General features: G+C 71.8%; 10 protein-coding genes. 5 read left to right on the top strand and 5 right to left on the bottom strand.

The genetic code is table 11. The features are described from left to right. Positions 1-1,157: 1,157 nt before the first annotated feature. A complete protein-coding gene (locus VK923_05585) occupies positions 1,158-1,310 on the bottom strand; it encodes a hypothetical protein (protein ID HSJ44140.1) in 153 nt (50 codons plus the stop codon). Between the two features lie 273 nt (positions 1,311-1,583). Between VK923_05585 and VK923_05580 the strand changes: the two genes are divergently transcribed. After that, positions 1,584-2,759, top strand: a complete 1,176-nt coding sequence (locus VK923_05580; protein ID HSJ44139.1) for a hypothetical protein — start codon at positions 1,584-1,586, stop codon at positions 2,757-2,759. A 112-nt stretch (positions 2,760-2,871) separates the two neighbouring features. Here VK923_05580 and VK923_05575 read toward each other — a convergent pair whose 3' ends face one another. After that, entirely contained in the window at positions 2,872-3,723 is an 852-nt protein-coding gene (locus VK923_05575) for a universal stress protein (GenBank protein HSJ44138.1), read from the bottom strand. A 2-nt stretch (positions 3,724-3,725) separates the two neighbouring features. After that, positions 3,726-4,799: a nitroreductase/quinone reductase family protein gene (locus tag VK923_05570; protein ID HSJ44137.1), complete on the bottom strand. Its 1,074-nt coding sequence runs from the start codon at positions 4,797-4,799 to the stop codon at positions 3,726-3,728. Between the two features lie 178 nt (positions 4,800-4,977). Here VK923_05570 and VK923_05565 point away from each other — a divergent pair, with 178 nt between their 5' ends. The 3 genes from VK923_05565 (at position 4,978) to VK923_05555 (ending at position 7,769) form a co-directional block, all read left to right on the top strand. Further along, a complete protein-coding gene (locus tag VK923_05565) occupies positions 4,978-5,880 on the top strand; it encodes a dioxygenase (protein ID HSJ44136.1) in 903 nt (300 codons plus the stop codon). Between the two features lie 583 nt (positions 5,881-6,463). Then, positions 6,464-7,015: an FAD-dependent oxidoreductase gene (locus tag VK923_05560; protein ID HSJ44135.1), complete on the top strand. Its 552-nt coding sequence runs from the start codon at positions 6,464-6,466 to the stop codon at positions 7,013-7,015. A gap of 235 nt (positions 7,016-7,250) precedes the next feature. Beyond that, the gene (locus tag VK923_05555) at positions 7,251-7,769 is read left to right on the top strand and encodes a hypothetical protein (protein ID HSJ44134.1); all 519 of its coding nucleotides are present in this window, start codon (positions 7,251-7,253) and stop codon (positions 7,767-7,769) included. A 22-nt stretch (positions 7,770-7,791) separates the two neighbouring features. Here VK923_05555 and VK923_05550 read toward each other — a convergent pair whose 3' ends face one another. Together VK923_05550 and VK923_05545 are read right to left on the bottom strand one after the other, a co-directional pair. After that, entirely contained in the window at positions 7,792-9,228 is a 1,437-nt protein-coding gene (locus VK923_05550) for a peptide ligase PGM1-related protein (protein HSJ44133.1), read from the bottom strand. A gap of 74 nt (positions 9,229-9,302) precedes the next feature. Continuing rightward, a complete protein-coding gene (locus VK923_05545) occupies positions 9,303-12,878 on the bottom strand; it encodes an error-prone DNA polymerase (GenBank protein HSJ44132.1) in 3,576 nt (1,191 codons plus the stop codon). A gap of 293 nt (positions 12,879-13,171) precedes the next feature. On the opposite strand from VK923_05545, the gene VK923_05540 reads away from it, so the two are divergent. Continuing rightward, positions 13,172-15,364 (top strand): PQQ-binding-like beta-propeller repeat protein, encoded by a 2,193-nt coding sequence (locus tag VK923_05540; protein HSJ44131.1) that lies wholly within the window; start codon positions 13,172-13,174, stop codon positions 15,362-15,364. Positions 15,365-15,561: the final 197 nt, after the last annotated feature.

The following is a 15,561-nucleotide window of genomic DNA, read 5'->3' as shown; positions in this document are numbered from 1 at the left end:
TCACATCATCCAGCAGATCGCCCTGCCGCTCGACCGTCCCCAACGTCACACCGCGACCTCCACCAGAACCACGCCACTGTGATTCTCGCAGACCACCGCGTCAGAACCGACCTACCACGCGAAAGACACCAGCCACCTAGGCGTGCCACGGCCATCGCAAACGATTGGCCAGCCGCGCTCGTCTGACCTCGAGCGCACCGGCATGGTCGTTGTCGAGGAGCACACGACCGTCGGCTGAGGGAGGGCGACCACGCGATCCGGGTGAATCGCTGCGGTGGGGCGATCAGCGTCGCCGTCGTGACCTCGAAGCTGAACCGGTCGGCATCGGTCGCACGCGCGACTACACGCCGGTACAGCTGGTCGACGACATCCTCGTCGAGCGCGAGCACCTCCCGCAGCGTTGGTTCGCTCCAGGCGCGGAAGAACGCCGTGAACTCTCGGCGAAGGTCTCGGCGTCCCCGTCGGCGCGGCACCGCTCGGCGATCGGATTCGGCACACGGCGGGGTGGTGAGCTGCTCGAGGTGGACGCGCCGGCCGACCTCATGCTCGAACGGTCGTCGCAGCTCCTCGACCGACCGCTCGTAGACCGGGACGACGTATCCGTCACGGCGGTTGGCGTCGAGGTGGCCCTCATCGGCCAGCGCGCTGCAGACGTCGTCCACGACACGCCGCAGGTCGTGTCCTGCGGCCCTGCCTCCTGCCGGGACGCACATCAGATCGACGACGAGCCGACCGCGAGGCATGAGCTCGTCGGCGCGGCTGGAGGAACCGGGTCCAGTCCGCGTGTGCATGTGCAGCCATCTGTGCCAGCGGGGCCCCGTCGAGCTGGTCGAAGTACAGCGCGGTGCCCGTGCCGGCTGGTCCGGACCGTGCCAGCCACTGCGCTGCCGTCAAGCTCATGCCCAGATCGACGACGTGAGGTGGGAAGACCGGTTCGTAGAACGACGTCGCCGAGGCCAGCGGTGTGATCGGGCCGCCCGCCACGCGCGGGTAGGAGTGAGCCGCGCAGCCGGTCGAACAACGCCGCCCAGTCGTTGCTGGCAGGTCGTTGTGGAAGACCGCGACCGGCACGTCGCGATGGGCCGATCGCACCCGGGTGAGCGCGGCGTGGATCAGTGCGTTGGTCACGCGACCCTGGGCGCAGCTGTAGTCGGCGATCACGAGCGCGCCGCGGGCTCGTTGGACGACATCGAGCTCACGTCGTTCGGCGGCCACACCGCGGTGCGGGACCGGAGGAAGAAGTAGGCGGCGAAGAGGGCGCCGAACAGCATCAGGTCCGACGTCAACCACGTCACGACACCGACGAGCATCGGGGGTCCAGCCGGTTGGCTGATCCGAAGGTCCGTCTGTACTCGTGACGTCATCAGCTGCGCTCCCACGGTGAGGGCGCGACATCGCGTTTGTCTTACCGGAACGTGCCCGAAGTCGACACCCGTCTCACGCACCGTGTGCGCCGATGGTGACCCGGCGAGAACCGTCCAGTGGCCGAGCTTCGGCCGGCATGGTGACGCCGTGAGCCACCGTCGAGGCGGGTTGGTGATCCGTAGCGAAGCCGTAACGCCGCCAGGGCAGGATCGACGTCGATGACCAACGTCGATGCCGGTGCGCCAGCACCCCGGTGGCGGACGGTGCTGCGCGTCGCGGCACTCGCCGGCCTCATCGGTGTGCTCATCTGGATCCGTGTGCTGGCCCATCAGCGCGCCACGGAGGATGGGGGCTTCCTGCCGTACGCCTCGCTCGCGCCGGCCGCCTATCTCGTGCCCGGCATCGTGTTGCTGGCACGCCGCGACTGGCACGTGGTCGGCTGGCTGCTGTGCCTGCTGGGCGCCGCGTTCGGGTTCGCCTTTTCCAGCGAGGCGGGCGTCGTGGCCATCCGCGCGGGCGACGCGTGGTTCGTGTGGTTGCTCGACGTCATGGAGGGTGCGCTGCTGTGGCTGCTGGTCGCCGCACTGCTCGTCGTCTTCCCCGACGGCCTGCGCGCGCAGACGGCGCGGCAGGCCCGCACCGGTCGCGTCGTGCTGACGATCGCGGGGGCGGCGACCTTCCTCCAGCTGTTCACGACACACGTGGGGGTGAGCGACGCGCAGGCCGTGCTGCCGAGCCCCCTGCCGCTGGCGTTCGTTCCTCGCGCCGTGAGCGAGGATGTCCTCCTGCTCGTGGCGGGGGTCGCGGTACTGGTCGCGTTGGGGGGCCTGATGCAGCGCTACCGTGCATCGCACGCGAGCCTGCGCCGGCAGTACCGCTGGGTGCTGGCGTCGCTGGGCTTCGTGGTCGTCGCGGCGATCATCGGCATGGCCGGGTCCGGACTGGGCCGGGAGGAGGCCTGGTACCTGACGCTGGCTGCCTACGCGATCGTCCCTCTCGGGTTCATGGTGGCGATCCTGCGCCACCGCCTCTACGAGATCGACCGCATCGTCAGCCGCACCGTCTCCTACGCGGTCATGGTCGCGGTGCTCGCCGGGACGTACGCGGCAGCGACGGCGCTGCTGACCCTCGTGGTATCGCCAGAGAGCGATCTGGCGGTCGCGGCGTCGACCCTGCTGGTGGCCGGGTTGTTCCGGCCAGTGCGGCAGCGGGTGCGGCGTGCCGTCGACCGACGGTTCAACCGTCGCCGATTCGATGCGGACGCCGAGGTCGAGCGGTTCGCGCGTGGTCTGCGCAACCAGACCGACCTCGCCGTCGTGACGTCGGAGCTGCGCGCGGTCGTCCACCACACCCTGCAGCCCGAGAGCGTCCACCTGTGGATCCGTCAGTCCTGACGCATCGTAGGGGCTTCGTCCGTTCGGGTTCGTCTTCGACCTGTCGGCCACCGGCGAGGCCGCCGAAACCCTCGGCGGACCGGTGCTCCGTCACGTGCAGTCCCGCGGCGCCTCAGGGCACGACGACCACCGGGTGGTCGGCATGGTGGACCACCTGCTGGCTGACCGAGCCGAACACCGCACGGCTGAACGCGCCCTGCCCGCGGGTGCCCACGACCAGCAGCCGGTTCTCCGCGTGGTCGAGCAGGGTGCCGGCCGGGGTCCCCGCATCGACGACCTTGGACACCTCCACCCCCGGGGGAATCCGCGCGGCGCCGACCACGCGATCGATGAGGTCTGCCGCGGCGTCGCGAGCCTGGGCGCACGCCCGCTCGAACCGGCCCTGGTCCAGGGCCGCCGCCGGCGCCATGTCGATCGGAAGCAGGTAGCCGTGCACGACGGTCACGGAGGTCGAGCGGCACGCGGCCTCCTCGAGCGCCCACCGCAGCGCCCGCCGGGACACGGGAGCGTCGTCGATGCCCACCACGATCGACCGGTCGCCGTCGGCTCCGGTGTCGTCGCCAGCGATGACCGCGACCGGCGCGGGCGCATGGGCGGCGGTCCGGTAGGCCGTCGATCCGAGCGTCAGCCGTGCGAACCCGCCGGCGCCACGCGACCCAACGACGACGAGGTCCGCATCCTTGGCGGCGTCCACCAGTGCGGCCGCGGCGGCGCCGGCCGTGTCGACCATCGTCGACGACCACGTCACGCGGTCCAGCAGCGCCCGGTTGCGCTCGATCACCTTGTCGAGCCGCGCCTCGGCGAGGTTGCGGTCGGTGTCGCCGAACAGGCTCGCGTAGGGGTGCATGACGTAGGCGTGCACCAGGTCGATCGCAGCCTCGTGCAGTTCGGCCTCCCGCACCGCCCAGTGCAGGGCGCGATCGGCGGCCCGGGATCCGTCGACGCCGACTGCGATGCGCTCCATGATCACTCCTCCCGGCCGACCTCGATGATGACCACGGCCGTCCGTCCGGCGCTGACGTCGGCCACTGTCGGTCTGCTCCTCGCACGCGTCGCGTGCCAGGCCCCGAGCGTACGGGACAGATCTGCCTCGTCGGTCACCACACGTCCGACGCCGCGGCGCCGGACACCCCCCGTCCACAAGGTCACGGGACGGGGGTCGATGAGGTTGCGCCACCAGCGCTTCGTGTCGGCGGCGCCCGCGACGACGATCTCCGACCCGTCGTCGCGCACGTGACCGGCGACGATCCTGACCGGGCGACCGGAGCGCCGGCCTGTGAGCTCGAGCAGCACGAGGCCGGGAAGGAGGCGTCCGGCGCAGGAGCGCAGCAGCCGATGCATCACGGGGTTGATCACCTCCACGCCCCGCCCGCCGGCCATCGACACCACCACGACGCCGTGCACGGCGCCGGCGACCGCGCCCGCGGCGAAGGCGCCGACGGCGAACCCCGCGGCGAGCACGGGTGCCCCGGAGCCGGCGGGCGCGAGCGCGGGCGCCAGGAACGTCACGGGCAGCGCGCACGCCCACGCGACCGCGTTCGCGGCGACCCACCGCCACGGCCGGTCCACCAGGCCGCGCAGCGCAACCGCCTGTGGCCCGCCCAGCACGGGCCCGGCCACCAGCCCGAGTGCCGCTGCCAGCCCCAGCTGCATCGCCAGCGTCGGTTCGACGCCGACGCCGTCGGCGTCCGCGAGCACCAGTGACGGTGTCACGCCGGCCGCCCACGCGGCCAGGGCGCCGACGACCGTCGCGGTCACCCAGCGCCGCGCGGACAGGTCGAGGTGGTCACGCAGCACCCGCCACTGCGCGAGGCCGACGATGGTCCCCTCGATCGTGCCCGTGGCGACGACGGCGCCCGCAGCCACCAGCGGCCAGCGCGGCTCGATCGTGACCATGGCGATGGCGGCTGCCACGCCGGTCAGGCCGAGGCCCAGGAGTTCGCCGACGGCGTTGGCGCCGACCCAGCGGCGCCACAGCGCCACGCTCGCGCTCGCCGTGATGGCGGACGGACCGGTGGGCGCGATCTGGGCCGTCGTCATGCCTCCAGCGTCGCCCCGGTGCCGCCGGCTCTGGAGGGCGACCGGCCCGGCCCATGCGGTCCGAAGGACCCGCCTGCGATGCCCCGCGCCGGAGCCCCCGGCGTCCGCTTCGCAGATGCATGTGTCGGCCTGCAGGCCCTACAGTCTCGGGCAGGTGACGGCTGAAAGGACACCTGTGGTGACCGATGCTCCAGACCTGTCGGACGAGCGGCTGACGGCGGCCGTCCTGGCCAGCTTCGACGGCTCCCGTTCCGAGCGGTTCGGCGAGATCATGCGTAGCCTCGTGCGCCACCTCCACGCGTTCATCAGCGAGGTCGAGCTCACGGAGGAGGAGTGGTTCGCCGGCATCGACTTCCTGACCCGGACGGGGTACACCACGACCGACCAGCGCCAGGAGTGGGTGCTGCTGTCCGACGTGCTCGGCGTGTCGATGCTGGTCGTGGGCCTCAACAACCGCAAGCCACCCGGGACGACCGAGTCGACGGTGTTCGGTCCGTTCTTCGTCGAGGGCTCACCGCACATAGAGCTCGGTGGGGACCTTGCACGCGGTGCGGTTGGCCAGCCCTGCCACATGTCGGGCCGGGTCGTGGCGGTCGACGGCACGCCGGTCTCTGGCGCGCGGGTCGAGGTCTGGCAGTCCGACGACGACGGCTTCTACGACATGCAGTACGACGATCTGGACAACATGCAGGGACGCGGTCACCTGTTCACCGACGACGGCGGTGGCTGGCGGTTCTGGTCGGTGCTGCCCGTGGCCTACCCGATCCCGCATGACGGTCCGGTCGGCGACCTACTGACCGCGGCCGGCCGTGGGCCGATGCGCCCTGCCCACGTCCACTTCATGGTGACCGCTGACGGATACCAGCGCCTCATCACGCATGTGTTCGACGGCACCGACGAGCACCTCGACAGCGACGCCGTCTTCGGCGTGCGCAGCCAGCTGATCGCCACGTTCGACCGGCACGAGGCGGGCACGACCGCGCCGGACGGGACGCAGCCCGACATTCCCTACCACACCCTGGAGTACGACCTCGTGCTCGCGCCCGAGCACGGCACGCACGATGGGGGCTCCGCGGCCTGAGGACGAGCAGGGGGCCCGCCCGCCGTCGGGCAGTCACCTGCGACCTGCCAGGGTCAGGCGTCCCCACCGCCTGGCCAGCCGAGGCGCCGCCACGCCAGGCCGGCTCGATGTGGCGGGCGGTGGCCAGCCGCGGCCGCCGCGCGTCCTCGAGCGTGGCAGGTCCACATGGTCAGCTGCGGCAGCGCGATGCCGCCACCAGCATGGATCGTTGCGGCGTCGTGCCCGGCCACGGCCTGCTCGAGCCCGCTCGTCGTCCACCGTGCGCCCCAGCGTGCTGACGATCTGCGGGAGGACCGGGCGCAGGTGAGCCCGCTCGTCGTCCACTGTGCGCCCCAGCGCGCTGACGATCTGCGGGAGGACCGGGCGCAGGTGCGATGCCTCGTCCGGGCCACGATGTCGATGTCGCTCGTCGGGCGATCCACAGTGACGCCGGGCGCAGATGGACCGCGGCGTCCGGCCGGGAACGACGGCCCTCGGTGTGGTGCACGCGCCGCCCGCCGTGGGTGGGGAATAGGTGCGCTCGCACCGGCAGCAGGCTCTACGGTATGACGGATCACATCGGGCGAGCGGGGAGGACAAGCAGATGGCACGGGTGATCGTGGTCGGAGACGGCCCGGCAGGGCTCAGCGCCGCACTGTTCCTGGCGCGCGGTGACCACGACGTGGTCGTCTACGCACAGGACGAGACGGCGATGCACTACGCCCTGCTCCACAACTACCTGGGCATCGATGAGATCCGCGGCAGCGACTTCCAGGAGCTGGCACGCGCCCAGGTCGTCGACGCGGGCGCCGAGATCGTCAGCCGCGCGGTCACTGGAATCGACGCCGACGACGACGGCTTCGCGGTGACGGTCGAGGACGACGAGCCCGACCGCAGCGACTACGTGGTCCTGGCGGGCGGCAAGTCCGCCCAGCGCCTCGGCGAGGCCGCGGGAGCCGAGCGTGCTGACGGACGGGTCGTCGTCGACACCGAGTACGCCACGAGCGTCGATGGGCTCTACGCCGTCGGACGCGTCGCCCGCCCGACCCGCAGCCAGGCGGTCATCTCCGCCGGCGCCGGTGCCACCGCGGCGCTCGACATCCTGGCCCGTGAGGCCGGCCGCGACGTGACAGACTGGGACTCGCCCGACGACTGAGGCAGACGTCTGCTCGGGCGGGTGGGGTCCTTCGCTGTCGACCGAGGGGCCGCTACGATGCGGTTGCTCGATGAGTAGTGCCTGCGTAGTACCGCAAGACCGTCGTTGCGTCGACATCGTCCCCAGCGCGGGGCCGCAGCCGGCAGCAAGGAACCGAGCTCGTGCGACATCCGTACCAGTCCGCCAGCCGACGAGGGTAGAAGACGGCCGGCGGCGCACGTACCGGACAGCGACCGTGAGCGAGCGCGACACGGAGCTCGCGACGCTGCGCCCGCGCGCGTCGATCTTCCCACTGCCCAACGTGTCCGGGTACCTGCTGCGTGGCGAGGAGGTCCACTACATCGACCGCAGGCACCCGGTGGTGCTGGTGGGCCCGGCGCTGATCGCGTTCGCGGTCTTCCTGCTCGCCGGGTTCATGGTCACCCTCACTGGCGCCGGAGCGATGGTCGACCTGTTCGTGTGGGTCGTGCTCGGCGCGGTCGGTTGGCTGGTCCTGCGGGTGCTGCGGTGGTCCCGCACGGTGCTCGTCGCGACGAACCGACGGGTGTTCGAGTACGAGTCGATGATCATCAAGCGGGCGGCGATCAAGCCGGTGTTCCGGCAGGGCATCGTGTTCCGACAGGACCCACTCGGTCGACAGCTCAACTACGGCACGGTGCTGACCAAGGCGCCGACCGGGGATCCGATCCACGTCTTCAAGTGGATCCACAACCCGCGGGCGTTCTACCGTGCGCTCACCGACCGCGCCCACTGACGGGTCTGCCCGGGGCCGCGGCTCACCCCAGCAGAGCGCTCAGCTCGGAGAACAGCGCGGCAGCCTCGTCGTGGGACCGTGCGATGGCGACGGCACCCAGCTTCCCGTAGTCTTCGAGCGCTCCCAGCATGTGCAGCGTGACGCCGCAGTGGGTCGTGTGGTCGAACGTCAGTCCGGCGTCACGAACCTGCGCGATGACCCCCGCGGGTGAGGTCCCGATCAGCCTTGGGTCCTTGAGGTTGTCACTTGCCACGTAGACCCGCGTGCCGTGCTCCGTGTGCAGCCCGTCGGCGGCGGGATCCACACCGGCGCCCATCGCCAGGCAGGCCATGCCGAACGGGTGGGTCGTGCCACCGAGGCGCAGGTTGATCTCCGACAGGCAGACGCGGGGCTCGACCCCGTCCACCACCGTGAAGTCGAGGGCGAATGGACCGACCACGCCTGCGTCGGCCAGGTACCGGCCGACGGCGGTCGTGTGCGCGATGATCTCGGAGCGGTAGGCCGGGTTGGCCGGGTACCGGCAACCCAGGTAGACCTGGCCACCAGGGCCGCCCAGGAGCTGGTCGTGGGTCGAGACGATCTCGAGGCGCTTCGCCGGCGTGATCCACGCCTGCGCACTCGGCGATGCGGTCCGCTGCGTCACGAGCTGCTCGACGATCGCTCCTTCGCGCTCGATCTTGGCGGTGAACGACGCCCAGGTCTCGTCGGCGGCACAGAACACGGTCTCGCGGTCCGCGAGGTCGGCCCAGACGTGGTCCCACATGACCATCGCGTTGCCCTGACCGGAGAAGCCGTTGTTCAGCTTCACGACGACCGCGTGGACGTCGGGCCGCTCCCGGCGCAGGTGGTCGACGGCCTCGCTGATCTCGCGCGTCGACCACAGGTCCTCCACCCCCGGCAGGACCGGGACGCCGACCGCGCGTGCCGCGCGCCGTGACCCGCTCTTGGAGCCCAGAGACACCAGGTCCGGATGGACGGCGTACAGCGGCACGCCCAGCGCGACCGCCACGCGGCGCTCCGCGGCCGTGACGTTGAACGGCAGGATCACCGCGCGGTCGTCGTGGCCGGCCAGTGCGTCTCGCACCCGCGTGAGCGCGTCGGGGTCGTCGGCGAGCTCGCCGGCCAGACCCTGACCGGAGAAGTGCCCGAGGTGGATCAGCGTCAGCCGCTGTCGCGCGTCGTCGGGGTCGGGCAGGAAGTGCAGGTAGTAGTCGATGATCTCGTGATTGATCGGCAGCGAGGTGACGTAGACGACGCGCGACGTCGGCTCGCGCAGGCGCAGCAGCAGATGCAGCAGGCGTTCCTCGTAGCGCTCGATCGCGGTGATCTTCGCCAGCTCGGCGGCCGGGAAGCTCAGTGATGGCAGCACGACGAGCGTCCCGTGTGGTGACAGGTGAGACGTGACCCGTTCGGTCAGGGTCGCCTGGAGGGCGTCGAACGACAGCGGTTGCGTCAGCACAGCTGCCCAGCCTAGACGGCGACCGGCTCGCGACTGCCGTTCGCGGTGTGCGCTGCGTTCGCAGGTGCCGGTGGTCAGCGGAAGTCCCGGGACCGCGCGGTGCCCAGGTGCAGGTCCAGGCGTTCGAGGCGGGCGGCGACCACGTTGACGACCCCCTCGGCGCGTTCGAGGCGGCCGTGGACGACCAGCGCGGGGCTCGTCCGCGCGACCGTCCGGTACCGCGTCCAGACGGCGTGCGGACAGATCACGTTGACCAGTCCGGTCTCGTCCTCGAGGTTCACGAAGGTGATGCCACCGGCGGTGGCGGGGCGCTGGCGATGCGTGACCACACCGCCGACCGCCACCGTGCGGTCGGGCTCGGCGGTGTCGAGGTCGGCGGCGGTCAGCACCCGGGCCGCGCGCAGGCGGTCGCGGACGAACTGCATCGGCGCCGTGCGGGTCGTGACCCCCGTCGCCCACAGGTCGGCGCCGACCTCGTCGAACAGGGTCATCGGGTCCAGCTCGGGCGCGGCGGTGCCGGTGGTGGTGCGCTCCAGCTGGTCGGGGCTGGCGCGCGCGGCTGCGCCGGCGGCCCACAATGCGCGTCGCCGGTCGGCCACGAGCGGCGCCAGCGCCCCCGCGGTGGCCAGCGCCTCGGCCTGGGTGGTCGTCGGGCGGGCGTGGCGCACCAGCGCCTCGAGGTCGTCGTAGGGGGCGCCGGCGGCGAGACGCTCGGCCAGGTCGTCGCCGATGGTGCGCACCTGCGACAGTCCCAGGCGCACCGCCAGGCGTTGGTCGGCCGGGTCACGTTCGGCCAGCTGGTCCGCGGGGATCCGCGCGGTGCCGTCCTGTTGTGGGGACGTGTCGGCGGCTTGGTGTTGGGGCGCGTCCCCAGGTTCGGTGCCGTCGTGTTGTGGGGACGTGTCGGCGGTTTGGTGTTGGGGCGCGTCCCCAGGTTCGGTGCCGTCGTGCTGTGGGGACGTGTCGGCGGCTTGGTGTTGGAGTGGGGGGTCGAGAGGCTCGAGGGTCGACTGTGCGGCGCTGGCGTGCACATCGGGGCCTCGCACCACCACGCCGTGGCGCTGGGCGTCGGCGATCAGCGTCTGCGCCGCCCAGAACCCCATGGGCTGGGAGTTGAGCAGTGCGGCCAGGAACGCCGCGGGATGGTGCAGCTTGAGCCACGCTGAGGCGTAGACGAGGTATGCGAAGCTGACCGAGTGGCTCTCAGGGAAGCCGAAGTTGGCGAACGCCAGCAGCTTGTCGTAGATCGCGTCCGCGATCTCCCCGGTGATCCCGCGGGTCGCCATGCCCGCGTAGAAGCGCTCCCGCAGCCGCTCCATGCGCTGGTGGCTGCGCTTGGCGCCCATGGCCTGACGCAGCTCGTCGGCCTCCGCGGCGGTGAACCCGGCAACCTCGACCGCGATCTCCATCATCTGCTCCTGGAACAGCGGCACGCCGAGGGTCTTGTGCAGTGGCCTGGCGAGCAGCGGGTGCAGGTAGGTGACCGGTTCCTGCTCGTTGCGGCGGCGGATGAACGGGTGCACCGACCCGCCCTGGATCGGCCCGGGACGGATCAGGGCGACCTCGACCACCAGGTCGTAGAACTTCCGGGGCTTCAGCCGCGGCAGGGTCGCCATCTGCGCCCGGCTCTCGACCTGGAAGATCCCGATCGAGTCGGCCCGCGACAGCATGCGGTAGACGGCGTCCTCCTGGGGGATCTGGGCCAGGTCGATCGCCGTCTGCTGGTGTGCCGCGACCAGGTCGACCGTGCGGTGGAGCACCTCGAGCATGCCGAGCCCCAGCAGGTCGAACTTGACCAGGCCGATGGCGGCACAGTCGTCCTTGTCCCACTGCAGCACGCTGCGGTCGGGCATGGTGGCCCACTCGACGGGACAGACGTCGATCACCGGCCGGTCACAGATCACCATGCCGCCGGAGTGGATGCCGAGATGGCGGGGGAAGCCCTCGAGCTGTGCCGCCAGGTCGACGACCGGCTCTGGGACGGCGTCAGGGTCAGCCAGGGCCGTCCTCGCCCCCGTTCCCTGTCCGCCGCCAGCTCCGTTCGCGGGCGGGACGACCTCGCGCAGCGGGCCCCAGCCGTCGAGCCGCCGCGCCCAGCGGTCCAGCTGTCCGGGAGAGAAGCCCAGTGCCCTGCCGGCGTCGCGGACCGCCGACCGCGGCCGGTAGGTGATGACGTTGGCGACCTGTGCGGCGTGGTGGCGGCCGTAGCGGTCGTAGACGTACTGGATGACCTCCTCGCGCCTGCCGCTCTCGATGTCCAGGTCGATGTCGGGGGGACCGTCGCGGGCCGGTGACAGGAAGCGCTCGAACAGCAGCTCCAGCGCGACGGGATCGGCCTTGGTGATGCCCAGCGCGTAGCACACCGCCGAGTTCGCGGCGGACCCGCGGCCCTGGCAGTAGATGTTGGCCCGCCGGCAGAACTCGACGATGTCCCACACGATGAGGAAGTAGCCGGGGAAGCCGAGCTCGGTGATCGTGGCCAGTTCGCGCTCGATCTGCAGGTAGGCACCCGGCACGCGCTCGCCGTTGGGTGGGCCGTAGCGCCGCAGCGCGCCCTCCATGGTCAGCTGCCGCAGCCACGTCGCCTCGGTGTGCCCAGCCGGCACGGGGAAGTCGGGCAGGCGCGGGGCCACCAGCCGCAGGTTGAACGACGACGAGACCGCCAGGGCGGTCGTGCACTCGACCGCGCCGGGGTAGCGCGCGAACCGCGCCGCCTGCTCGTCACCGGAGCGCAGGTGCGCCGCCCCCGCCGGTGGCAGCCAGCCCTCGAGCTCGTCGAGGCTGCGCCTGGCGCGGATCGCGGCTTGGGCGCTCGCCAGGCGCCACCGTGGCGGGGTGGCGTAGTGCACGTTGTTGGTCACCACCACTTCGACGCCACAGCGGGTGGCCAGGTCGGCCATGGCGTCGTTGCGGGCGGTGTCGCGGGGGTCGCCGTGATCCCACAGCTCGACCTTGACGTGACACCGCCCGAAGATCCCGATCAGGTGGTCGAGCTCGCGTCGGGCGGCATCGGGGCCGCTGTCGACCAGTGCCTGCGGGACGGCGCCCTTGCGGCAGCCGGTGAGCACCAGCCAGTGATCGCCGGCCAGCACGCCCAGCTCCTCGAGGTCGACGACGGGGCGGCCCTTGCGCCCGCGCAGCTGGGCAAGGCCGATCGCGCGTGACAGTGCCGCATAGCCCGTGGGGTCGCGTGCGATGAGCACCAGGTGGCGGCCGTCGGGGTCGGCAACGCCGTTGCCCGGCCGGCTCTGGCCGATCGACAGCTCGGCGCCGAACACGGTCCGCAACCCCAACGCCCCCGCTGCCTCGGCGAAGCGGACGACGCCGTACAGCCCGTTGTGGTCCGTCAACGCGCAGGCTGCCAGCCCGAGGCGTGCGGCCTCCTCGGCAAGCTCCTCAGGGTGTGAAGCGCCGTCGAGGAAGCTGAAGTTCGAGTGGCAGTGGAGCTCGGCGTAGAGCGTGGCCGTGGCGGTGGTGGGCGTCGCCGCAGGGGGCTGGTAGGGGAGCCGTCGCCGCGACCACGCGGGGCTGTCCCCGCCATCGGCGGTGGGCGGCGCGTTGCGGGGGCGCCCGTCACCGTGCCGTGGACCGCCGTCACCGAGCTGCTCAACGAGGTCCCGCCAGGGCACCGGAGGGTTGTCCCATCCCATGAGCCGAAGCCTAGCCGAACATACGTTCGATGGCTACGGCCATCGTGCGTGAACTGGGCCGCCGCAGGGTACCCGAGCGTCGCACTGGTCACGAGAGAGACATCCATTAGTAATGAGAAGTTCACCACCGGTGATCTGTTGGTCAGGGCGGCAGGGGCAGCCGTATCCTGACCCCGGGCAGGTCGTCGGGCGCCTGCTCCCGAAGATCCGGTGGGTGAAGCGTCAGGCCGTTCCGAGTCTGTCGGGACATGTCGCAGGAGGCAGAGCACCATTCACGCGGCAGGTCGTCAGAGATGACTGAGGTGGGGGCGAGCTTCGCCGGCTACCGCGTGGAGCAGCTGCTCTCGACCGATACCGTGTCCTCGATCTACCGGGCCGTGCGCAACGGGCAGAGACGTCGGACGTCGCGACCGCTGTCGCTGCGGGTCACCAACGAGTTGTGCGTCGCCGACCGTCCCGACGCCGATGCGATCGCGGCGTACATCCGCAGCGTCAGCGCCGCCGTCAAGGTCGCGCATCCCGCACTGGTCCCGATCGCCGACGCGGGCGACCACGACGACCGGGCGTACGTCGCGACGGCGCTCGTCGACGGCGTTACCCTTGATCGCCACGTGCGCTACATCGGCCGGCTCGCGCCCGACGACGCCGTCGCGCTGCTGCGCGACCTCGCGCTGGCGCTCGACGCCGCGCACGCCGCCGGCGTCGTCCACGGGGCGATCAGCCCACGGACCATCCGCATCCGACGTGGTGCCGGTGGCGTGCCGGTCGCTGTGCTCGACGGCTTCGGCGTCGACACGCTGCTCGCGCGGCAGGCCCGGATCGACCGCGCGGTCATCGACGTCCACGACGTCGTGTACGTGTCGCCGGAGCATCTGCGGGGCGAGGCCGTCGACGGGCGAGCCGACCAGTACGCGCTGGCCTGTGCGCTGTACCACTGCGTCACGGGACATCCGCCGTTCCGCCGGGACACCGCAGCCGGCCTCTTCGGCGCGCACCTGTTCGCCGTCGCGCCGACCGCGCCGGCCGACGCCGACGACCGCGCGCTGCCAGGTGCGTTGACGGCCGGGATGGCCAAGTCGCCCGATGGTCGGCACTCGACCTGCGTCGACCTGCTCCGCGCGACGGGCCACACCGCTGCGCTGCGGACCCCGTCCCGGTCGACGGCTCCCGGCGGGGGTGTGCGCTCGGGGGGCGTGACCTGGCCCGACGAGCCAGAAGCATCGGGCGGCACGGCCGCGCCCGCCGCCGATGTCCCTGGGGAGCGTCACCGCAGGGGGCTGCGCCTGGGGGGTCGCGGATGGCCGGCGCTGGGCTGGCCCGTGGCGGCGATGCTCGTGCTGGCGGGGATCGTCAGCACCCTGGCGTTCGTGACCATCGTGCGCGACCGCGGGCTCGCTGTCGTCGACCGCAGCACCGACCGTGCAGGGCCGGTCGTCGCGGGCTCGGTGGCACAGTCGCGTGACAGGCCGGCGGCCGCCGGTGCACGCTGGCACCGTGCCGTCGCCGACGAGCCCGTCTACGACGTGCAGGTCATCGACGACACGGTGGTCGCCTCCGCGCCCCACCGTGTGCTCGTGGTCGATGCTGAGGGTGGTGCCACGTCGTGGTCGTGGCCGGTCGACGTCGGTGTCCTGACCGACGTCGTGGCCACCGACGTGGCCGTTGCACTGCGTGCGGCGAAGTTCCGCGCACTGGCCACGGCCGACGGCGTCCTGCTGTGGGAGAAGTCCGACATCGTGGCGCCGATCAACACGCTCGCGACCTCGGACGGCACGATCTACGGCGTGGGTGTCGGTCGCCTCGCACCGGAGCTGCAGGCGGTCGACGCCGCGACTGGCCGCCTGCTGTGGTCCTACGACGGCGGAGACGCCAGGATCGACAACGGTGCCTCCGTCGTCGCGCTCGACGGCACGGTGGCCATGCTCGACAGCGACAGGCTCTGGGTGGTCGACGCCGAGGGGCCACGCGCCGACGCCGGGAGCCCTGCCGCCGCCGGCGCGCGCTGGCAGGTCGCGGTCACCGAACCGTGGCTCGACTCGCTGGCGGTCCTGCCCGACGTCGTCGCCGTCGCGTCACGGGCCGGCGAGGTCTGCGCGTACGACCCCGCCGACGGCGAGCTGCGCTGGTGCGAGGCCGTCGCGGGGATCGACGAGGTGCCGCCGACCATCGTCGCGGTCCGCGACACGCTCGCAGTGATCGGCGCGGACGTGACCGCGCTGGCGATCGAGAACGGCGCGACACGGTGGACCTTCGACGCGCCGCGGGACCTGACGCCGGTCGCGGCAGGCACCGCTGCCCAGCTCGTCGTCAGTGACGTCGACGGCCGGGCGCACGGCCTCGACCTGGCCACCGGCTTCGAGGTCTGGCGGGCGTCCGGGTTTGGCAGGATCACCGCGCTGGCGGCGTCGGACGAGGCCGTGTACGCCGGGACGCGGGCGGGCCTGCTCGTGCGCGTCGAGCCGCCGACCCCGGAGACGTCGTCCTGAGGGCGCACCGGTCGACGGTGCGCCAGGGCCCCCCGGATCATCACGAGGCAGTCCGCCGTTCACCGTGCGTTCACCTCGTGTATGCCGCGGCGACGCTTGGCTGACATGAAATGGCGGCATGAGTGACCACGGGCCTTCGGCGCTCGATCATGCTGCTGCCACCGACACATCGACCGAACCCGTGACGGGCTCGCCGG

The organism is Euzebyales bacterium (assembly GCA_035461305.1).
In the GTDB taxonomy this organism is placed as follows: domain Bacteria; phylum Actinomycetota; class Nitriliruptoria; order Euzebyales; family JAHELV01; genus JAHELV01.
This window is presented reverse-complemented; position numbering and strand designations above follow the sequence as displayed.

What these genes read in the sequence shown, in the direction of transcription:
- VK923_05585 (HSJ44140.1), bottom strand. Translation starts at nt 1,310, where the DNA reads ATGCTCGTCGGTGTCGTGACGTGGTTGACGTCGGACCTGATGCTGTTC.
- VK923_05580 (HSJ44139.1), top strand. Translation starts at nt 1,584, where the DNA reads ATGACCAACGTCGATGCCGGTGCGCCAGCACCCCGGTGGCGGACGGTG.
- VK923_05575 (HSJ44138.1), bottom strand. Translation starts at nt 3,723, where the DNA reads ATGGAGCGCATCGCAGTCGGCGTCGACGGATCCCGGGCCGCCGATCGC.
- VK923_05570 (HSJ44137.1), bottom strand. Translation starts at nt 4,799, where the DNA reads ATGACGACGGCCCAGATCGCGCCCACCGGTCCGTCCGCCATCACGGCG.
- VK923_05560 (HSJ44135.1), top strand. Translation starts at nt 6,464, where the DNA reads ATGGCACGGGTGATCGTGGTCGGAGACGGCCCGGCAGGGCTCAGCGCC.
- VK923_05545 (HSJ44132.1), bottom strand. Translation starts at nt 12,878, where the DNA reads ATGGGATGGGACAACCCTCCGGTGCCCTGGCGGGACCTCGTTGAGCAG.
- VK923_05540 (HSJ44131.1), top strand. Translation starts at nt 13,172, where the DNA reads ATGACTGAGGTGGGGGCGAGCTTCGCCGGCTACCGCGTGGAGCAGCTG.